Annotated in this window: 20 protein-coding genes; 12 read left to right on the forward strand and 8 right to left on the reverse strand. The window is 42.3% G+C overall.

All coding sequences use genetic code 11. From position 1 onward, the window contains the following. Positions 1 to 77: 77 nt before the first annotated feature. Complete coding sequence (gene sipT, locus M1M80_RS07995) at positions 78 to 659, forward strand: signal peptidase I sipT (RefSeq protein ID WP_003238872.1); 582 nt, start codon at positions 78 to 80, stop codon at positions 657 to 659. A 35-nt stretch (positions 660 to 694) separates the two neighbouring features. Here sipT and M1M80_RS08000 read toward each other — a convergent pair whose 3' ends face one another. Next, the gene (locus M1M80_RS08000; RefSeq protein ID WP_060400021.1) at positions 695 to 964 is read right to left on the reverse strand and encodes a hypothetical protein; all 270 of its coding nucleotides are present in this window, start codon (positions 962 to 964) and stop codon (positions 695 to 697) included. A 177-nt stretch (positions 965 to 1,141) separates the two neighbouring features. On the opposite strand from M1M80_RS08000, the gene M1M80_RS08005 reads away from it, so the two are divergent. Both M1M80_RS08005 and M1M80_RS08010 read left to right on the forward strand, forming a co-directional pair. After that, positions 1,142 to 2,761: an ABC-F family ATP-binding cassette domain-containing protein gene (locus tag M1M80_RS08005; protein WP_003238870.1), complete on the forward strand. Its 1,620-nt coding sequence runs from the start codon at positions 1,142 to 1,144 to the stop codon at positions 2,759 to 2,761. A 59-nt stretch (positions 2,762 to 2,820) separates the two neighbouring features. Beyond that, positions 2,821 to 3,732, forward strand: a complete 912-nt coding sequence (locus M1M80_RS08010; RefSeq protein WP_060398538.1) for a ketopantoate reductase family protein — start codon at positions 2,821 to 2,823, stop codon at positions 3,730 to 3,732. Positions 3,733 to 3,760: 28 nt separating this feature from the next. On the opposite strand, the gene M1M80_RS08015 is transcribed toward M1M80_RS08010, so the two are convergent. The 3 genes from M1M80_RS08015 to mreBH all read right to left on the reverse strand — a co-directional run bounded on the left by M1M80_RS08015 (position 3,761) and on the right by mreBH (position 6,347). Then, positions 3,761 to 4,993 (reverse strand): aminopeptidase, encoded by a 1,233-nt coding sequence (locus tag M1M80_RS08015; RefSeq protein ID WP_060398539.1) that lies wholly within the window; start codon positions 4,991 to 4,993, stop codon positions 3,761 to 3,763. A 111-nt stretch (positions 4,994 to 5,104) separates the two neighbouring features. Next, on the reverse strand, positions 5,105 to 5,239 hold the full coding sequence (locus tag M1M80_RS08020) for a protein YkpC (protein WP_003238865.1): 135 nt from the start codon (positions 5,237 to 5,239) through the stop codon (positions 5,105 to 5,107). A gap of 100 nt (positions 5,240 to 5,339) precedes the next feature. Next, positions 5,340 to 6,347: a cell shape-determining protein MreBH gene (gene mreBH / locus M1M80_RS08025; RefSeq protein WP_029316824.1), complete on the reverse strand. Its 1,008-nt coding sequence runs from the start codon at positions 6,345 to 6,347 to the stop codon at positions 5,340 to 5,342. A gap of 282 nt (positions 6,348 to 6,629) precedes the next feature. Here mreBH and abhA point away from each other — a divergent pair, with 282 nt between their 5' ends. The 5 genes from abhA to ade all read left to right on the forward strand — a co-directional run bounded on the left by abhA (position 6,630) and on the right by ade (position 11,858). Next, entirely contained in the window at positions 6,630 to 6,908 is a 279-nt protein-coding gene (gene abhA, locus M1M80_RS08030; RefSeq protein ID WP_003238863.1) for a transcriptional regulator AbhA, read from the forward strand. Positions 6,909 to 7,100: 192 nt separating this feature from the next. Further along, a complete protein-coding gene (kinC, locus tag M1M80_RS08035) occupies positions 7,101 to 8,387 on the forward strand; it encodes a two-component sensor histidine kinase KinC (RefSeq protein ID WP_060398540.1) in 1,287 nt (428 codons plus the stop codon). 15 nt (positions 8,388 to 8,402) lie between these two features. Continuing rightward, positions 8,403 to 9,230 carry a gamma-glutamylcyclotransferase family protein gene (locus M1M80_RS08040; RefSeq protein WP_060398541.1) on the forward strand — a complete coding sequence of 276 codons (828 nt, stop codon included), beginning with the start codon at positions 8,403 to 8,405 and terminating at the stop codon, positions 9,228 to 9,230. Between the two features lie 71 nt (positions 9,231 to 9,301). Next, a complete protein-coding gene (ktrC, locus tag M1M80_RS08045) occupies positions 9,302 to 9,967 on the forward strand; it encodes a Ktr system potassium transporter KtrC (protein ID WP_003222311.1) in 666 nt (221 codons plus the stop codon). 157 nt (positions 9,968 to 10,124) lie between these two features. Then, complete coding sequence (gene ade / locus M1M80_RS08050; RefSeq protein ID WP_060398542.1) at positions 10,125 to 11,858, forward strand: adenine deaminase; 1,734 nt, start codon at positions 10,125 to 10,127, stop codon at positions 11,856 to 11,858. Positions 11,859 to 12,095: 237 nt separating this feature from the next. Here ade and rnjA read toward each other — a convergent pair whose 3' ends face one another. Both rnjA and rnpZA read right to left on the reverse strand, forming a co-directional pair. After that, positions 12,096 to 13,763, reverse strand: coding sequence for a ribonuclease J1 (rnjA, locus tag M1M80_RS08055; RefSeq protein WP_003238841.1), 1,668 nt, complete (start codon positions 13,761 to 13,763; stop codon positions 12,096 to 12,098). A 5-nt stretch (positions 13,764 to 13,768) separates the two neighbouring features. Next, the gene (rnpZA, locus tag M1M80_RS08060) at positions 13,769 to 13,978 is read right to left on the reverse strand and encodes an RNA polymerase subunit omega 1 (protein ID WP_003238840.1); all 210 of its coding nucleotides are present in this window, start codon (positions 13,976 to 13,978) and stop codon (positions 13,769 to 13,771) included. Between the two features lie 382 nt (positions 13,979 to 14,360). On the opposite strand from rnpZA, the gene M1M80_RS08065 reads away from it, so the two are divergent. After that, positions 14,361 to 15,134 carry a Cof-type HAD-IIB family hydrolase gene (locus M1M80_RS08065; RefSeq protein ID WP_019258297.1) on the forward strand — a complete coding sequence of 258 codons (774 nt, stop codon included), beginning with the start codon at positions 14,361 to 14,363 and terminating at the stop codon, positions 15,132 to 15,134. 41 nt (positions 15,135 to 15,175) lie between these two features. Here the strand turns inward: M1M80_RS08065 and def are convergent, their stop codons facing one another. After that, complete coding sequence (gene def, locus M1M80_RS08070; protein ID WP_060398543.1) at positions 15,176 to 15,730, reverse strand: peptide deformylase; 555 nt, start codon at positions 15,728 to 15,730, stop codon at positions 15,176 to 15,178. A 108-nt stretch (positions 15,731 to 15,838) separates the two neighbouring features. Continuing rightward, positions 15,839 to 15,988: a YjcZ family sporulation protein gene (locus tag M1M80_RS08075; RefSeq protein ID WP_060398544.1), complete on the reverse strand. Its 150-nt coding sequence runs from the start codon at positions 15,986 to 15,988 to the stop codon at positions 15,839 to 15,841. 213 nt (positions 15,989 to 16,201) lie between these two features. Between M1M80_RS08075 and M1M80_RS08080 the strand changes: the two genes are divergently transcribed. From M1M80_RS08080 to pdhB, 3 genes are all read left to right on the forward strand, one after another. Then, positions 16,202 to 16,873: a YkyA family protein gene (locus M1M80_RS08080; protein WP_060398545.1), complete on the forward strand. Its 672-nt coding sequence runs from the start codon at positions 16,202 to 16,204 to the stop codon at positions 16,871 to 16,873. A gap of 421 nt (positions 16,874 to 17,294) precedes the next feature. Continuing rightward, on the forward strand, positions 17,295 to 18,410 hold the full coding sequence (gene pdhA, locus M1M80_RS08085) for a pyruvate dehydrogenase (acetyl-transferring) E1 component subunit alpha (RefSeq protein WP_003222294.1): 1,116 nt from the start codon (positions 17,295 to 17,297) through the stop codon (positions 18,408 to 18,410). A 3-nt stretch (positions 18,411 to 18,413) separates the two neighbouring features. Then, entirely contained in the window at positions 18,414 to 19,391 is a 978-nt protein-coding gene (gene pdhB, locus M1M80_RS08090; RefSeq protein WP_014113660.1) for a pyruvate dehydrogenase complex E1 component subunit beta, read from the forward strand. The last annotated feature ends 91 nt before the right edge of the window (positions 19,392 to 19,482 follow it).

The following is a 19,482-nucleotide window of genomic DNA, read 5'->3' on the forward strand; positions in this document are numbered from 1 at the left end:
TATGTACTTTATCATCATTTATGATAAAGTAAAAGAAGGGAAACAACTGACATAGCAATCGTCTAGGAGGAAACACTTTGACCGAGGAAAAAAACACGAAAACTGAAAAAACGGCGAAGAAAAAAACCAATACGTACTTGGAATGGGGAAAAGCGATTGTCATCGCTGTTCTGCTGGCTCTCCTGATCCGTCACTTTTTGTTTGAGCCTTATTTAGTTGAAGGTTCATCTATGTATCCCACATTACATGATGGAGAAAGGCTGTTTGTGAATAAAACAGTCAACTATATCGGCGAGCTGCAGCGTGGAGATATCGTCATTATCAACGGTGAGACGTCAAAAATCCATTATGTAAAAAGATTGATCGGAAAGCCTGGAGAAACCGTTCAAATGAAGGATGACACGCTTTATATAAACGGAAAAAAAGTAGCCGAGCCTTACTTGTCTAAAAACAAAAAGGAAGCAGAAAAACTTGGTGTCAGTCTGACAGGCGACTTTGGACCGGTTAAGGTTCCAAAAGGCAAATATTTTGTCATGGGAGATAACCGGCTGAATTCAATGGACAGCCGAAACGGGCTGGGACTAATTGCGGAAGACCGGATTGTCGGTACATCGAAGTTTGTCTTTTTCCCGTTTAACGAAATGCGTCAAACAAAATAAAAACGCCTTGCTGGCCTTTGGACAGCAGGCGTTTTTTAATTTGAAAAAGAAGCGACTAATGCAATGCATAATACCGTGATGAACACTGAACCGATAATGGCCAGCACACTGAAGAAAAGGTGAACCTGTTTGTTCTTTTTTCCGCGCTTTTCTAAAAGTCGCTTAGAGAAAATGTGCGAAAATATGTAAATAAGGGCTATGCCAATATATAAGCCGATATCTTTGGCGGTAAAGCCTGTTACGGCAAGGTAAAAGCCCGTAAAAAAGATTAATAAGCAGTATTCAGTAAGTGTTAAAAGCCTCAACGTGTTCCTCCATGAGAGTGTAATTTTCCAGCCGGATGCATCTCTCTGCTTCATTGTAACATAGCTGGCCGCTTTGAGTGTATAAGTGTTTTCTCTCTGTTTTATCAGGGAATCATTTCTCTTGCCCTGCATTCATGGTATACTTTTATTGATGATAGACATGATGGAGGATAATAAATGATTGCTGTAAATAATGTAAGCTTGCGGTTTGCAGATCGCAAGTTATTTGAAGATGTTAATATTAAATTTACCCCAGGCAACTGCTATGGGTTAATTGGTGCAAATGGTGCCGGTAAATCAACGTTTCTGAAAGTGTTATCAGGCGAAATTGAGCCTCAGACAGGCGACGTTCATATGAGTCCTGGCGAGCGTCTTGCCGTCTTGAAGCAGAACCATTTTGAGTACGAAGAGTATGAAGTGCTGAAAGTGGTCATTATGGGTCACAAACGCCTGTATGAAGTCATGCAGGAGAAAGACGCTATTTACATGAAGCCTGATTTCTCAGATGAGGATGGAATTCGTGCTGCTGAGCTCGAAGGTGAATTTGCAGAGCTGAACGGATGGGAAGCGGAAAGTGAAGCTGCGATCCTTCTAAAAGGCCTTGGAATCTCAGAAGATCTTCATACGAAGAAGATGGAAGACCTTGGCGGTTCAGAGAAAGTAAAAGTGCTCTTGGCCCAGGCATTATTCGGCAAGCCGGATGTTCTGCTGCTTGATGAGCCGACGAACCACTTGGACCTTCAGGCGATTCAGTGGCTGGAAGAGTTTCTGATTAACTTTGAAAACACAGTAATTGTCGTATCCCATGATCGTCACTTCTTAAATAAAGTGTGTACACACATCGCTGACCTTGATTTTAACAAAATCCAAATCTATGTCGGAAACTATGATTTCTGGTACGAATCAAGCCAGCTGGCGTTAAAGCTTTCTCAAGAAGCGAACAAGAAAAAAGAAGAGCAAATTAAACAGCTTCAAGAGTTTGTCGCTAGATTCAGCGCCAATGCGTCTAAATCTAAGCAGGCAACATCAAGAAAGAAACTTCTTGAAAAAATTACGCTGGATGATATTAAACCGTCTTCCCGCCGCTATCCTTACGTTAACTTTACGCCGGAACGGGAAATCGGAAATGATGTTCTTCGGGTGGAAGGCTTAACGAAAACAATCGATGGCGTAAAAGTGCTCGACAATGTCAGCTTCATTATGAATAGAGAAGATAAAATTGCTTTTACTGGCCGCAATGAACTGGCTGTTACTACGCTGTTTAAAATCATTTCCGGGGAAATGGAAGCTGACAGCGGAACGTATAAATGGGGCGTTACAACATCTCAAGCGTTTTTTCCAAAAGACAACAGCGAATATTTCGAAGGCAGTGATCTGAATCTTGTAGACTGGCTTCGCCAATATTCTCCTCACGACCAAAGTGAGAGCTTTTTACGCGGATTCTTAGGTCGCATGCTGTTCTCCGGCGAAGAAGTCCACAAAAAAGCAAATGTACTATCCGGGGGAGAAAAGGTTCGCTGTATGCTTTCGAAAGCGATGCTTTCTGGCGCCAATATTTTAATTTTGGATGAGCCGACCAACCATTTAGACTTAGAATCCATTACAGCGCTCAATAACGGCTTAATCAGCTTTAAAGGCGCTATGCTGTTTACATCCCATGACCATCAGTTTGTACAGACCATTGCCAACAGAATTATAGAAATTACACCTAACGGCATCGTCGATAAGCAAATGAGCTATGATGAGTTCCTTGAAAATGCTGATGTGCAGAAAAAATTGACTGAACTATACGCGTGATAAAAAAAGCAGAGATTCCTCTGCTTTTTTTGCTACATAGATATGAAAGGGGACACGACATGAAATTTTTAGTTGTCGGAGCAGGAGGAGTAGGCGGGTATATTGGCGGACGGCTTGCAGAGAAAGGCAATGATGTGACATTTCTCGTACGCCAAAAGAGAGCTGAGCAGTTAAAAGAAACCGGGCTTGCCATCCATAGTGAAAAGGGGAATGTATCATTTCAGCCCGCATTAATCAGTGCTGGAGAAACAGGGCAGTTTGATGTCGTTATCATCGCTTCTAAAGCATATTCACTTGGTCAAGTGATAAACGATGTCAAACCGTTTATCAATCGCGAATCTATCATTATCCCTTTCTTAAACGGGTACCGACACTACGAGCAGCTGTTTGCGGCATTTTCAAAAGAACAGGTGCTGGGCGGTTTGTGTTTTATAGAAAGTGCCCTAGACAACAAGGGAGAAATTCATCATACGAGCGCATCGCATCGTTTTGTATTCGGAGAATGGAACGGTGAGCGTACGGAACGAATAACAGCGCTTGAAGAGGCGTTTTCAGGCGTGAAGGCAGAAGTCATTATCAGCGGGCATATCGAGAAGGACATTTGGAAAAAGTATCTGTTTATTGCGGCGCAATCGGGGATCACAACGTTATTTCAAAGGCCGCTTGGCCCGATCCTCGAAACAGAAGGCGGACGTCACGCGGCTCAAACTCTTATTGGAGAGATTGGCTCTATTTTGCGAAAAGACGGCGTTCCGGCTGATCCGAATCTTGAGGAAGAGAGCTTCCGGACGATGTCAAGCATGTCTTATCATATGAAGTCCTCCATGCTTCGTGACATGGAAAACGGACAAACGACTGAAGGCCACCATCTGCACGGCTTTTTGCTTGAAAAAGCAAAGCGTTTATCTCTTGCGGCACCTATATTAGAAACGGTTTATGCCAATCTGCAAATGTATGAAGCAGAAAAATAAAAAGGAGGCGAAAGCCTCCTTTTGTTTATTAAAAAGCCCAATTTCCGTTTCTGAAGATAGGCTCTCTTTTACCGTCTGCTGTAATTCCGTCAATATTCATATCCTGAGAACCAACCATAAAGTCCACGTGTGTAATGCTTTCATTTAAGCCTTCTTTGACAAGCTCCTCACGAGACATCTGCTTTCCGCCTTCAATGTTAAAGGCATAGGCATTGCCGATCGCCAAATGATTTGACGCATTTTCATCAAACAATGTGTTATAGAAAAGAATATTTGATTGTGATATAGGCGAATCGTAAGGAACAAGTGCCACTTCACCTAAATAGTGAGAACCCTCATCTGTTTCCACCAGTTCTTTTAAAATGTCCTCGCCTTTTTCGGCTTTAATGTCGACTATACGGCCATTTTCAAAAGTGAGGGTGAAGTTTTCGATAATATTTCCGCCGTAGCTTAACGGTTTTGTGCTCGATACGACTCCGTCGACTCCATCTTTTTGCGGCAGCGTAAATACTTCCTCTGTCGGCATATTGGCCATAAACTCATGGCCGCTTTCATTTACGCTGCCCGCGCCTGCCCAAACATGCTTTTTCGGCAGCTTAATGGTTAAATCAGTTCCTTTTGCTTGATAATGTAAAGTAGCGTAATGTCTCTCGTTCAAATGGTCAACTTTTTCATGAAGATTTTGATCATGCTTGATCCAAGCTTGTACCGGGTCGTCTTCGTTTACGCGCGTTGCTTTAAAAATTTCTTCCCACAGAAGCTGAATCGCTTCCTCTTCTGATTTGCCAGGAAACACTTTCTGAGCCCAGCCTGCTGATGCCGCACCTACGACAGTCCAGCTGACTTTGTCCGATTGAATATATTGTCTGTATGTATGTAATGCTTTGCCTGCTGCTTTTTGGAATGCAGCAATCCGTTTGGAATCTACACCTTTTAGTAAGTCTGGGTTTGACGACACGACAGAGATGAAAGCAGCTCCTTTTTTAGCAAGCTCTTCTCTGCCTTTTGCTTCCCATTCAGGGTATTCTTCAAATGCTTCAAACGGTGCGAGTTCATATTTGAATTTGGCGACTTCGTCATCCTGCCAATTCACCGTTACATTTTTTGCGCCTTTTTCATATGCATGTTTCACAATTAAGCGGACAAAATCCCGTACATCTGTTGAAGCATTTACGACTACATACTGGCCTTTTTGGACGTTTACGCCGACTTCTACCGCCAGCTGTGCATATGTATTTAATTTCTGTGAAAATGAATCCATGAATCATTCCTCCTCAAGCTTTTTTCTCATCATATCAAATATAATCCTATAAAGGAAAGAAAGGAGGCCAAAGTGAAAAACCCAAAACAACATGTCTTGGGTTTTTCAATATTATGGATGATTCAGTTTTACAGTGCCGCCTGCAGGCGAATGGGGCATATTGGCCAAAGAAATGCTCATGCCTCCAAGAATGATTCCGCTTAAAATGGCTGCGATCGCTACTCTTCTTCCTAAATCTCTTAGCATCTGTTTCCTCCTTAACGTTTCTCCATTTCCCACAATATGAAGGAAGTGAGGAAAAAAGAAGCAAGAAATTTGCTGGATGTGAGATTTTTGCAGGAAAAGACTATTTAATCGCCTTTTGAAGCTTATCGATCACTTCTAAAGAACGGCCTGTGCCGATTGCCACAGATTCAAGCGGATTTTGCGCCACGTGTACAGGCACTACAATCTCTTCTGTGAGCCATTCTTTTATCCCGTTAAGAAGTGCGCCGCCGCCCGTTAAAATAACGCCGCGATCAACAATATCTCCGCTCAATTCAGGCGGGCAGTCCTCAAGTGTAGCTCTGATGGCTTCAAGAATATGCAGGAGAGATTCACGCATGGCATCTTGAATTTCGTTAGATTGAAGCATAATGGTTTTTGGAAGGCCTGTCACGAGGTCGCGTCCCCGAATTTCCATTGCTTCTGGCACATGCTCAATCAGGGCATGGCCAATTTCCATTTTCACCTGCTCAGCTGTGCGTTCCCCGATCAGCAAATTGTATTTTTTCCGGACAAAAGAAACGATATCCTCATCAAGCTGGTCTCCGCCGATTCTGATAGAGTGACAGGAAACAACGCCGCCGAAGGAAATGATGGCGACCTCTGTCGTCCCTCCGCCGATGTCTACTACCACATTGGCAACCGGCTCATCAACCGGTAAATCCGCTCCGATTGCGGCTGCTACTGGCTCTTCGATTAAATGGACGTTTTTCGCGCCGCAATTTTTCACTGCATCACTGATGGCGCGGCGTTCTACTGCTGTTGAGCCTGACGGTGTGCAAACGACTACATTCGGTTTTCTGAACGACATGCCAATGCTTTTTGCGGCTTTTTTCATAATGTGCTTTAACAAATCAGTTGTCATATCATAGTCTGCGATAACGCCATCTTTCATCGGTCTGACAGCGACAATTTTTCCCGGCGTTTTGCCGATCATGTTTTTTGCGTCAGCTCCGATAGCAAGTACTGCTTTTGTCGTTGTATCCACGGCAACAACAGATGGTTCATTTAAGATAATTCCTTTATTTTTGCTGTAAACAAGTATATTAGCTGTTCCTAAGTCAATCCCGATTTCAGTTGATTGAAACATGTCTTCACCCAATCTCTATCCTGATTTTATATGATTCTACATTTAAAGTTTCTAAGAAATGAAGCGATTTTTGGGGGTGTGCGTCGGGAAAGAAATGTTTTTGTAAAAAAACGCGGAACTGTGTAACAGAAGTAATACATTTCTCGGTTTTATGGAAAAAATATCTTGTAATTCTTATAGAAAGCGGGAAACTTTTTCTAAGTTTCGTACGTCTACGATATATTGAGGTACATCCTTAAACATTACATGAGAAAAGAAACATTTAAAGGAAGAAGGGTTTTTATGAAATCAATAGGTGTTGTGAGAAAAGTAGATGAATTAGGCCGTATTGTTATGCCGATAGAATTAAGACGGGCACTGGATATTGCCATAAAAGACAGTATTGAATTTTTTGTTGACGGAGATAAAATTATCTTGAAAAAGTACAAACCTCATGGTGTTTGTTTAATGACCGGAGAAATCACTTCAGATAATAAAGAATACGGCAACGGTAAAATTACGTTAAGCCCAGAAGGTGCACAGCTGCTTCTTGAAGAAATTCAAGCCGCTTTAAAAGAATAATATCATGTTGAAAAAAGGCGGAGCGATACAATCTCCGCCTTTTTTTGCGTGCCAATTTCTGTTTACCGCCGCCTAAGATATGACAGCATGAACATCAGGTAATGAATGATTTGGGATACTTTACATATTTTACTCAATTTTTTGTCGAAGAATGGTACAATAAATAGAGAAACACAAGCGGCAGGTGGTCATATGAGAAAATATCAAGCACGTATCATTTCCATTATTTTGGCAATGATTTTTATTATGTTTTGGGATTATTTATTTTATTTTATAGGCAAAAACCCGATTAATTGGCCTGTTGATATTGTGTATACTGCAGTCACGATAGTAAGTGTCTGGATGCTGGCTTATTATATTGATGAGAAACAGCAGCTGGTTAAGAAAATGAAGGATAATGAATGGAAGTATAAACAGCTCTCTGAAGAAAAAAACCGCATCATGGATAATTTGCAGGAAATCGTATTTCAAACGAATGCAAAAGGCGAAATTACATATCTAAACCAAGCGTGGGCATCAATAACCGGCTTTTCAATTCGTGAATGTATGGGAACGATGTATAATGATTACTTCATAAAAGAAAAGCACGTAGCCGACCATATTAACACCCAAATCCAAAACAAAGCGTCTTCTGGCATGTTTACTGCAAAATACGTGACAAAGAACGGCACGATTTTTTGGGGAGAAGTTCATTATAAGCTTTACTACGACCGGGATGACCAATTTACAGGCAGCCTGGGCACAATGTCAGATATCACAGAGCGTAAAGAGGCTGAAGATGAGCTCATTGAGATTAATGAACGGCTGGCGAGAGAATCTCAGAAACTGTCAATCACAAGTGAACTTGCCGCCGGTATTGCACATGAGGTCAGAAACCCTTTAACATCTGTCAGCGGTTTCCTTCAGATTATGAAAACACAATATCCGGACAGAAAAGGCTATTTTGACATCATCTTTTCGGAGATTAAAAGAATCGATTTGGTGCTCAGCGAGCTGTTGCTGCTGGCAAAACCGCAGGCGGTCACATTTAAAACACATCAGCTCAATGAGATCTTGAAACAGGTTACGACACTGCTTGATACCAATGCTATTTTGTCCAATATTGTCATAGAAAAAAATTTCGAAGAGACAGATGGCTGTATCATTAACGGGGACGAAAATCAGCTGAAGCAGGTCTTTATCAATATTATTAAAAACGGGATTGAAGCAATGCCAAAAGGCGGTGTCGTTACCATTTCGACTGCTAAGACAGCCTCTCATGCAGTCATAAGCGTCAAAGATGAAGGGAACGGCATGCCGCAGGAAAAGCTTAAGCAGATTGGCAAACCTTTTTATTCAACAAAAGAAAAGGGCACCGGACTCGGGCTTGCCATTTGTTTGAGAATCTTGAAGGAACATGACGGGGAATTGAAAATCGAAAGTGAAGCTGGAAAAGGCAGCGTCTTTCAAGTGGTTTTGCCTTTAACATCAGACAGCTGAGAGGGGAAAAATAAAATGAACTCGCTTCTGTTTGTATACGGGACATTAAGAAAGCATGAAAAAAATCATCATCTGCTGGCACAATCGGCATGTATTAATGAGCAGGCCAGAACGAAGGGATGTCTGTTTGCTGCAAAAGAGGGGGCCGCAGCCATTTTTGAAGATGAAGGCTATATATGCGGCGAAGTATATGAAGCAGATGAATTGTGTGTACATAAGCTCGATCAGTTTTTTCAAGGCTATGATCAACAAACGGTGCTTGTAGAAACGGATACCGGGATCAAAAAAGCGCTTATTTATTTTATGAACAAAGACAAGTGTGCCGGCTTTCCGAAAATAAGCAGCGGCGACTGGAAAGAACATCAGATGATCAGTAAATTGCAAAATCCTGTTTATTATTTTGCCTATGGGTCCTGCATGGACAATGCCCGCTTTCAAAAGGCGGGAGTCGATCACTATTTTCAAGATCCGGTGGGAAGAGCTGTTTTAAAAGGATACACAACCCGCTTTACGCTAAAAAGAGAGGATGGCTCAAGAGCGGACCTGATGGAAGACGGAGGAACAACAGAAGGCGTTTTATACCGTATCCCTTTTTCTGCGCTCTCCTATCTATATAAAAGGGAGGGCGTTGAATCTCTTACGTATCGGCCGGCATTTGTAGACGTTGAAGCAGGCGGAAGGCGCTACACAGACTGCTTAACCTTTCTCGTCCTCCAAAAAGAAGCGGAAACTGCCCCGCCTCAGCACTATCAGATTGAAATTGAACGCGGAGCAGAGCTGTATTTGTCAACGGGGTTTGCTGACAAGCTTAAGCGGCATATGAATTCGCTGCCAAAAGGTTAACGAAATTAACACTGTTACAAAAGAATATGATAAAATTTGATCAATATGATGTCAGGTAAAGGAGCACCACTATGAAAAAAGAATTTGCGGTAATTGGACTAGGCCGTTTTGGTGGCAGTATTTGCAAAGCATTAAGCGAAGAAGGCGTTGAGGTTATGGCAATGGATATCGATGAAGATAAAGTCAACGAGTATGCCAAGATCGCATCTCACGCCGTTATCGGTGATTCAACAGACGAATCTGTCCTGAAAAATTTAGGTCTGCGAAACTTTGACCACGTCATTGTAGCCATCGGAGAAAATATCCAAGCGAGTATTTTAACGACTCTCATTCTGAAAGAACTGGGCGTTCACACCATTACAGTTAAGGCCCAGAACGATTATCACGAAAAAGTGCTGTCTAAAATCGGTGCAGATCACATCGTCCACCCGGAACGCGATATGGCAAAGCGAATTGCGCATAACATCGTATCCAACAACGTATTGGATTATTTAGAGCTGTCTGAAGAGCATAGTCTTGTTGAAATCGTAGCCAACAGCCGCCTGGCCGGAAATACGCTTCTCGATTTAGATATTCGTGCGAAATACGGTATTAACATCGTAGCCATCAAAAGGGGCAAGGAAGTTATCGTATCGCCGCTTGCAACCGAGGTCATACATCAAGAAGATATTCTCATCGTTATTGGTTCGGTTACAGACATTTCCCGTTTTGAAAAAAGAGTTCTCCATACAAAATAGCAGTAAAACAAAAGCCGTCCCAAAGGGGCGGTTTTTAATGTTATCAGAATATAACAACTTTAATGAAATGAGCGCCAATTTCTTAAAATTTTATTGACTAAGCATAGGCGTTCCGATAGCATATTGTACCATATAATAAAAAAGAGGAGGGGCCTATTTGAATAAAGAAACGCTGGTCAATAGGCTGAATGCTTCAGCCCGAAGACAAAAAGCTGATATCGTCATTAAAAACGGAAAAATCATGGACGTATTTAACCAAGAGTGGATATATGAAGATATTGCGATTACAGATGGAGTCATTGTAGGCCTCGGCGAGTATGAAGGCGAAAAAATCATTGATGCAGAGGGACAAATGGTTGTTCCGGGTTTTATTGATGGACATGTACATATTGAGTCTTCAATGGTTACACCGATTGAGTTCGCTAAAGCGGTATTGCCGCATGGCGTGACGACCGTTGTTACCGACCCGCATGAAATAGCGAATGTGTCAGGTGAAAAAGGGATTGCATTTATGATTGAACAGGCTCGGCAAACACCGCTGAATATCCATTTTATGCTTCCCTCCAGTGTGCCTGCTGCAAGCTTTGAGCGATCAGGCGCAGTACTCAAAGCTGCTGATTTAAAGCCTTTTTACGAAGAGCAAGAAGTATTGGGGCTGGCTGAAGTCATGGATTTTGTGTCGGTTCAGCATGCTGAAGAAGATATGGTTCAGAAACTGCTCGATGCCCGCGTTGCAGGAAAGCGGATTGACGGTCATTTAGCGGGTTTATCAACAGATCTCATTAACATTTATAGAACCGCATTTGTCTTGAACGATCATGAAGTAACGACGAAGGAAGAAGCCCTTGATCGTATTAGAAGGGGAATGTATGTCATGATGCGTGAAGGATCAGTCGCAAAAAACACTCTCAATGTGCTGCCTGCGGTGAATGAAAAGAACGCACGCCGTTTTTTCTTCTGTACGGATGATAAGCATGTGGATGATTTGTTGTCAGAGGGAAGTGTGAATCATCAAGTAAAAATGGCGATTCAAGCCGGACTTGACCCGTTTTTAGCCTATCAATTAGGAAGCCTCAACGCAGCCGAATGCTACGGGTTAGATACAAGGGGAGCGATTGCCCCGGGTTTTGACGCTGATCTGCTCTTTGTTTCTGATCTGGAAAACGTCACAGTCACAATGACGATGGTAAAAGGACAGACTGTAGCTGAAGGCAAAAAAGCAGTCTATCAAGATAGCGCTCCAGCTGCAGCTCCAGAACCGGCACTGCTCGATTCTGTTAAGCTTGCTGCTCCTCTTAAAGAACAGAATTTACATATGCCAATCAATTCAAGTCAGCAAATCAATGTGATTCAAATTATTCCAAACCAGCTTGAAACACGATTGGTATATGTTCCGGCTCCTGATGCACACGTTTTTGAGCCTGACACCGAGCTCGATTTGTTAAAGATTGCAGTCATTGAGCGGCATAAAGGATTAAAAGAAGTCGGACTTGGTGTGGTGAAAGGATTTGGATTCAAGAGCGGAGCGATTGCAACAACCATTTCGCACGATTCCCACAATATTATTGCCGTTGGAACGAATGATGCCGATATCGCGGCTGCAGTTAATAAGCTGCAGGAAATTGGCGGAGGATTAACGATTATAAAAAATGAAGAAGAGCTTCATTCAGTACCGCTGCCGATTGCGGGGTTATTATCCGACCAATCTGCGGAGCAGGTGAATCAAAGCTTGCTGACGCTGCATGATAAATTGTCGTTAGTTGGTTTCACAGGCGGGTTTAATCCATTTTTGACGCTGTCGTTTTTAGCTTTGCCTGTCATTCCCGACATTAAAATGACGACAACGGGATTATTTGATGTGAAGTCATTTCAGCATATTGGATTACAATAAAAAAAGATGCACTCCCAAGTGAGTGCATCTCAGCGTGGCGACAAACCCTCGCATTCGTTGTCAGGCTTGCGCTTCGGTGCTCACGAATTTCAACATTCGCTGTGCTCCGATGCTCGTCCTTCCTAGAATTCAAGGGTTTTCAATCACGCTGAAAAGATGAAAAAATCCTAAAACTAAAAATCGTTTTAGGATTTTTTCAACAATCTAAGATGCACTCTCAAGTGAGTGCATCTTTTTTTAAACCTCCATAATGATCGGAAGGATCATCGGACGGCGTTTCGTTTTTTCGTATAAGAACGGTGCAAGCGTATCTGTAATCTCGTTTTTGATTTCAGACCATTGAGTCGTTTTTCGTTCCATCACTTTTTGTAAGTGGTTTGAAATGAGCTCTTGAGCGTCATTGATCAAGTCGCCAGATTCTCTCATGTACACAAATCCTCTGGAAATCAAATCAGGCCCAGCTGAAATCTTAAAGCCATCCATGTCAATGCTGACAACCACGATGACAAGACCTTCTTCAGAAAGAATTCTGCGGTCACGAAGCACGATATTGCCAATATCACCGATGCCGCTTCCGTCAATGTATACTGAGCCGGACGGGATTTTGCCGGCAACTGAAGCTTCATCACCTTTAAGCGCCAATACTTCACCATTATCCATGATAAAGCAGTTTTCTTCAGGGATGCCGCAATCTGTTGCAAGTTTGACATGCATCTTTTGCATTCTGTACTCACCGTGAATCGGCATGAAGAATTTAGGTTTAATTAAACGTAGCATAAGCTTCTGTTCTTCCTGTCCGCCGTGACCGGATGTATGGATATCATTAAGAGGTCCGTGAATAACCTCGGCACCTGCACGATACAGCTGGTTGATTGTACGGCTCACGCTGATTGTGTTGCCTGGGATAGGGGATGAAGAAAATACGACTGTATCTCCAGGATTGATTGAAATCTGGCGGTGTGTGCCGTTTGCAATCCTTGATAATGCCGCCATCGGTTCCCCTTGGCTTCCTGTACATAAAATCGTTACTTTATTAGCAGGCATACGATTGATTTCGTTATGCTCAATAAACGTATTTTTAGGACAGTTAATATATCCGAGAGTTTGTCCGATTTCGATAGCCGATTCCATACTGCGTCCAAATACGGCAACTTTTCTTCCATTTAATACAGCAGCCTCAATTACCTGCTGCAAGCGGTGAATATTCGACGCAAATGTAGCAAAGATAACTCGGCCGTCTACCTTGCGGAAAATGTCGTGAATGCTTTCTCCGACACGGCGTTCAGACATGGTGAACTCTGGGTTCTCACTGTTTGTGCTGTCTGAAAGGAGGCACAGAACGCCTTCTTTTCCGATTTCGGCCATTTTCGTCAAGTTTGCCGGCTCGCCGACTGGAGTAAAGTCGAATTTGAAATCTCCAGTATGTACGATGTTTCCTGGCGGTGTCTTTACAACAATACCGTAGGAATCCGGAATACTATGTGTTGTTCTGAAGAATGACACAGCCGTTTTGCGGAACTTTACGATATCATCCTCACCGATAATGTTCAGTTTCGTCTGTCTTAATAATCCATGCTCTTCAAGTTTATTCCGAAGTAAGCCGATCGCGAGTTTACCGCCGTAAACAGGAATATTTACTTGTCTGAGCAGGTACGGAATACCGCCGATGTGGTCTTCGTGCCCGTGGGTGATAAAAAGCCCTTTAATTTTATCTTCGTTTTTGACTAAATACGTGTAATCAGGGATAACGTAGTCAATTCCCAGCAGTTCGTCCTCGGGAAACTTGATCCCCGCATCAATCAGCACAATTTCATCCTGAAATTGTACCGCATACGTATTTTTACCGATTTCGCCCAACCCTCCGAGGGCAAAAACAGCAGTCTGATCATTTTTTACAAATTTCATACCGCTCATAACTCCAATACTTTAAAATTTTCGCTCTGTTGTTCATATTCTAAAAATGCACCATTAACAGGTGTGATAAACTCAATATTAAATTTCTTCTCTTTCAGCTTTGTTCTGACGTCACGCTCAGATACGCCTTCAATATAAAGTGAATCTGTCTTTTCCCGAACAGGTACTTCGTCAGCCTTTTCTTGATAAAATACCTTATAAATCATCCAAATCTCTCCTTAAATGCCGTATGTTAGACTCGCTTACTCTATTATATTCGAAAACGGAATATAAGGAAAGCCTTGAGCAAAATAAGGACCTCTCGAAAAGTGAAAGATCCCTTGTCAGGCAATCGCTTTCTTGCGGAGCATTCCGTTCCATTGTCTTCTGAGTTTCTTTCTTAATTTGCGCAGCATTTGTTAGTTCCTCCTTTAATATAAACTTGTCCAGCGTTCTTTTATACAAATAGTATACGGAGATTGAGGAAGACTTTTCGTGGTTATTAATGGAATTTAATATGATTTTTGAACGAAATAGTTTGCTGAATGGCAATCTTTTTGTATGATGAGGGTGGGAATTGCAGATCAAGACGATAAAGGGGAAGTTATAATGGACTCAAAATTAATCTTTTTTGATATTGACGGTACGATATATGATCATGACAAGAATATACCGGAAAGTACGAGAAAAACGGTGGCGGAGCTGCAGCGCCAAGGACATCATGTGTTTATCGCCAGCGGGCGGTCTCCGTTTATGGTTAAGCCGATTTTGGAGGAGCTGGGCATACACTCATTTATCTCCTATAATGGGCAGTATGTTGTCTTTGAAAATCAAGTGATCTATAAAAATCCGCTGCCTGAAGAGGCAATCAGACGATTATTAAAGCAGGCGGGAGAGGGCAAACATCCTGTTGTGTTTATGGCTGAGGACACGATGAAAGCGACTGTTGCGGATCATCCCCATGTTCTGGAGGGAATCGGCAGCCTTAAAACCGATTATCCAGAAACCGATGACCTTTTCTATGAAGGAAAAGAAATTTTTCAGCTGCTTTTATTTTGCCAGGATGAAGAAGAAAAGGCTTATGCCGCTTTTCCTGAATTTGATCTCGTACGCTGGCATGAGTTTTCGACTGATGTTCTGCCGCACGGAGGTTCAAAGGCGGAAGGGATCAAAAAAGTGATTGAGCGTCTTCCGTTTGATATCAGCGATACATATGCTTTCGGCGACGGATTAAACGATCTTCAAATGATTGAATATGTCGGGACAGGCGTAGCTATGGGAAATGCTGTTCCTGAATTGAAAGAAATCGCGGACTTTGTAACAAAGCCGGTAGACGAGGATGGAATCGCGTACGCTGTCAAAGAATTGGGTCTTTTAAAATAAAGAAACGGCTGGCACTGCACTGTGCCAGCCGCTTTTTCTTTTTAGCGCTCAATCGCGATTGCATTTTCAGGTTCTTTGAAAGGATTCTCCTTATCAATATGATCATAGAACATAACGCCATTTAAATGATCGATCTCATGCTGAAACACAATAGCCGGAAATCCTTTTAAACGGATATCAATGTTTTCGCCTTCAAGGGTTATTCCTTTTACTCTGATGCGAGCATAGCGGGGAACATAACCGGGTATCGCTTCATCAACAGACAGACAGCCCTCGCCGCTTGTTAAGTAGCTTTTTTCGACAGAATGGCTGACGATCTTAGGATTAAACAAAGCATAGCTGTATAACTTTCCGGAAGCATCTTCCGCATGAACGGCGATCATTCGTTTTTTGATATTAATTTGAGGAGCTGCGAGTCCTACGCCTGGACGCAGCTTGTATTTTTCGGCTAATTCGGGATTTTGGCTGTTCTTAACAAATTCGATCATGTCGGCCAGCTGCTGTTTGTCTGCATCAGTCGGAGGCAGCTCAACAGGTTCGGCTGTCTCTCTTAGGGCTGGATGGCCGTCACGTACGATGTTTTCCATAGTAATCAAGAAACTTCACTCCTAAAGCTTAATATGTAAATTATATCGGATTTCTTCACAAAGGTGCAACGAACGAATGACCAGCCGTAGATGGCTGGTCAAGTTCATGCTGTGTGATTAGCAACAGCCTCCGCCTAAATAAGCAGCTCCGACAATGATTAACAGAATGAATAAAACAACGATTAGCGCAAATGTGCGGCCGTAGCCATATCCATATCCGTAACCACCATAACCGCAGCAGCTTCCGCCGTAACCATATCCATACATATTACAAAACCTCCTCTTTTAATTACGCCAGAGCCTTTATCAGTAGGCATAGCGTCTACTATAACCTATGTAAAAACAAAAAAGTTGTATGGTCATCTGTCCTGATTTTTCAGTTTTTTGATTTGATTGCAGCGTTGCATTCATACAGTACATCTATTGCCAAATGCCCCCATGGATTCTATAGTAGAAATTGTCAAGATTGGGGGATTTAACGTGAAAGACGCAATAAAACGGCAGCCCGGAATGAAAATCGGAGCTTTTTGTGCTGTGACATTGATATTAACAGGTTGCATGGGACAGGACCCGGTTGATTCACTGCATCACTCATTAGAAAAAGCCGCGGAATCGGAAAAGCCGTTTCAAGAAGAACAGAAAACGCTCGAAGAATTAGAGGCGAAAGAAAATCAGCTTTATGATGATGTCATGAATCTCAATATGGATGATTATAAAAAAATTGTTGCTTTATCTAACGAGGCACTTGAAAATGTCAGCAAGCGAGAAGAACATCTAAAGATTGAAAATGACAGCATCAAACAATCGGAATCGGAATTTGAGGAAGCAAAAACCTCTGCCGAACATATTAAGGATAAACACATAAAAGAAAAGGCAGATGCCGCAGCAAGCCACATGGAGAAAAGATATTCATCATATGGCACTATGTATGAAGAATATAAAAAAGCGCTTCAGCTTGATAAAAATCTGTATAAGCAGCTGAAAGACAAAGACTTGACACGAGACGATCTGGATCAGCAGATCGACAAAGTCAATGCTTCTTATGAAAAAGTCCTTAAATATAGCGGAGAATTTAATGAACAAACAGAAAAATATAATAAAGCCCGGGAAGATCTATATGATGCCGCGGGCTATCATGTGAAAAAGAGCTGACTTTGGACAGCTCTTTTTTAAATAAACACGCCACCGATTTTGTTCAAAATTTTCATTTCTATTGTAGTACAGTGTGGTAGTGTATACTAGTACAGTTTTGGATACAGTCAGCATCTGTTTTTTTATTGAAAATGTAAAGCGAATACATTTATTGAAAATCAGCGATGAAAACGATTGACGGTTCTTCTTTATTTGGTGTAAACTAATCCATGTTAAGCGGTGTTGTATTAGTTTTTTACAACTTCGAAATAATACAGTTCAAAGCAGAGTGTAACTATCCTACATAAAAGGTTTCGGCAAACTGGGGATCGGCTAAAATATATACGACTTACTGCTGATACTTTAGGGTACCCTAAGTTTGTATGTATAAAAGGAATGCACGTCTAATGACTGTTTAAAAGAAAGGAAGAGGTGACTTAGTATGGCTGCAAAAACGAAAAAAGCTATCGTTGACAGTAAGAAGCAATTTGATGCCATTAAAAAGCAGTTCGAAACGTTCCAAATTTTAAATGAAAAGGGAGAAGTCGTGAATGAAGCGGCGATGCCTGATTTAACAGATGATCAATTAAAAGAGCTAATGCGCCGCATGGTATTTACGCGTGTGCTTGATCAGCGCTCTATCTCATTAAACCGTCAAGGACGTCTCGGATTCTACGCTCCTACTGCGGGTCAAGAAGCTTCTCAGATTGCAACGCATTTCGCGCTTGAAAAAGAAGACTTTGTACTTCCTGGATACCGTGATGTGCCTCAGTTAATTTGGCACGGCCTTCCATTATACCAAGCGTTTCTTTTCTCTCGCGGACATTTCAGAGGAAACCAAATGCCTGATGATGTGAATGCCCTTTCTCCACAAATCATTATCGGTGCTCAATACATTCAAACTGCCGGTGTTGCGCTTGGTCTTAAAAAGCGCGGCAAGAAAGCTGTCGCAATCACTTACACTGGTGACGGCGGAGCTTCACAAGGGGACTTCTACGAAGGAATTAACTTTGCCGGCGCTTATAAAGCACCTGCAATCTTCGTAGTACAAAACAACCGCTACGCGATTTCAACTCCGGTTGAAAAACAATCTGCGGCTGAAACAATTGCACAAAAAGCTGTCGCTGCTGGTATTGTCGGCGTACAAGTAGACGGAATGGATCCGCTTGCTGTATACGCTGCAACTGCTGAAGCACGCGAGCGCGCAATCAACGGAGAAGGCCCAACACTGATTGAAACACTTACATTCCGTTACGGCCCGCACACAATGGCTGGTGACGATCCGACTAAATACCGCACAAAAGAAATCGAAAATGAGTGGGAACAAAAAGATCCGCTTGTACGTTTCCGTGCGTTCCTTGAAAACAAAGGCTTATGGTCTGAAGAAGAAGAAGCAAAAGTAATTGAGGATGCGAAAGAAGAAATTAAGCAAGCGATCAAAAAAGCTGATGCTGAGCCTAAGCAAAAAGTAACTGATTTAATGAAAATCATGTACGAAAAAATGCCTCATAACCTTGAGGAGCAATTTGAAATTTATACACAGAAGGAGTCGAAGTAAGCCATGGCGCAAATGACAATGATTCAAGCAATCACGGATGCGTTACGCACAGAACTGAAAAATGACGAAAATGTCTTAGTTTTCGGAGAAGACGTTGGTGTAAACGGCGGCGTATTCCGTGCGACAGAAGGATTGCAAAAAGAATTCGGTGAAGACCGTGTGTTTGACACGCCACTTGCTGAATCTGGTATCGGCGGACTTGCCCTTGGTTTAGGCTTAAACGGCTTCCGTCCGGTAATGGAAATCCAATTCTTCGGATTTGTTTACGAAGTAATGGATTCTGTTTCTGGCCAAATGGCTCGTATGCGCTACCGTTCTGGCGGACGCTGGACTTCACCTGTAACAATTCGTTCTCCATTCGGCGGCGGTGTTCATACTCCTGAACTTCACGCTGACAGCTTAGAAGGTCTTGTTGCACAGCAGCCTGGTATCAAAGTTGTTATTCCATCAACTCCTTACGATGCCAAAGGACTTTTAATTTCTGCAATCAGAGACAATGATCCTGTTGTTTTCTTAGAACACATGAAGCTTTACCGTTCTTTCCGTCAGGAAGTTCCTGAAGAAGAATACACAATTGAGCTTGGCAAAGCTGACGTAAAACGTGAAGGTACTGACCTTTCAATCATCACTTACGGCGCAATGGTTCATGAATCACTAAAAGCTGCCGAAGAGCTTGAAAAAGACGGCATTTCTGCTGAAGTTGTCGACCTTCGCACTGTAAGCCCGCTTGATATCGATACAATCATCGCATCTGTAGAAAAAACAGGACGCGCGATTGTTGTTCAAGAGGCACAAAAACAAGCCGGTATTGCTGCAAACGTAGTAGCAGAAATTAATGACCGTGCGATCTTGAGCTTGGAAGCACCTGTACTTCGCGTGGCTGCGCCTGATACAGTATTTCCTTTCTCTCAAGCGGAGAGTGTATGGCTTCCAAACCATAAAGACGTTCTTGAAACAGCAAGAAAAGTACTTGAATTTTAATCAAACTGCATAATCGAGAGGGAAGATGAACGTTTTCCCTCTATTATATATCTGTTTTCAATGCTTACGATGTAACTTTAAAATTGCTTAA

Origin of the sequence: Bacillus inaquosorum (assembly GCF_023238325.1) — a bacterium.
In the GTDB taxonomy this organism is placed as follows: Bacteria; Bacillota; Bacilli; order Bacillales; family Bacillaceae; genus Bacillus; species Bacillus inaquosorum.

Bases quoted from the DNA above. Each gene is read 5' to 3' on its own strand.
- M1M80_RS08005 (WP_003238870.1), top strand. From the start codon at position 1,142: ATGATTGCTGTAAATAATGTAAGCTTGCGGTTTGCAGATCGCAAGTTA.
- M1M80_RS08010 (WP_060398538.1), top strand. From the start codon at position 2,821: ATGAAATTTTTAGTTGTCGGAGCAGGAGGAGTAGGCGGGTATATTGGC.
- M1M80_RS08015 (WP_060398539.1), bottom strand. From the start codon at position 4,993: ATGGATTCATTTTCACAGAAATTAAATACATATGCACAGCTGGCGGTA.
- M1M80_RS08020 (WP_003238865.1), bottom strand. From the start codon at position 5,239: ATGCTAAGAGATTTAGGAAGAAGAGTAGCGATCGCAGCCATTTTAAGC.
- mreBH (WP_029316824.1), bottom strand. From the start codon at position 6,347: ATGTTTCAATCAACTGAAATCGGGATTGACTTAGGAACAGCTAATATA.
- abhA (WP_003238863.1), top strand. From the start codon at position 6,630: ATGAAATCAATAGGTGTTGTGAGAAAAGTAGATGAATTAGGCCGTATT.
- kinC (WP_060398540.1), top strand. From the start codon at position 7,101: ATGAGAAAATATCAAGCACGTATCATTTCCATTATTTTGGCAATGATT.
- M1M80_RS08040 (WP_060398541.1), top strand. From the start codon at position 8,403: ATGAACTCGCTTCTGTTTGTATACGGGACATTAAGAAAGCATGAAAAA.
- ktrC (WP_003222311.1), top strand. From the start codon at position 9,302: ATGAAAAAAGAATTTGCGGTAATTGGACTAGGCCGTTTTGGTGGCAGT.
- rnjA (WP_003238841.1), bottom strand. From the start codon at position 13,763: ATGAAATTTGTAAAAAATGATCAGACTGCTGTTTTTGCCCTCGGAGGG.
- rnpZA (WP_003238840.1), bottom strand. From the start codon at position 13,978: ATGATTTATAAGGTATTTTATCAAGAAAAGGCTGACGAAGTACCTGTT.
- M1M80_RS08065 (WP_019258297.1), top strand. From the start codon at position 14,361: ATGGACTCAAAATTAATCTTTTTTGATATTGACGGTACGATATATGAT.
- M1M80_RS08075 (WP_060398544.1), bottom strand. From the start codon at position 15,988: ATGTATGGATATGGTTACGGCGGAAGCTGCTGCGGTTATGGTGGTTAC.
- pdhA (WP_003222294.1), top strand. From the start codon at position 17,295: ATGGCTGCAAAAACGAAAAAAGCTATCGTTGACAGTAAGAAGCAATTT.
- pdhB (WP_014113660.1), top strand. From the start codon at position 18,414: ATGGCGCAAATGACAATGATTCAAGCAATCACGGATGCGTTACGCACA.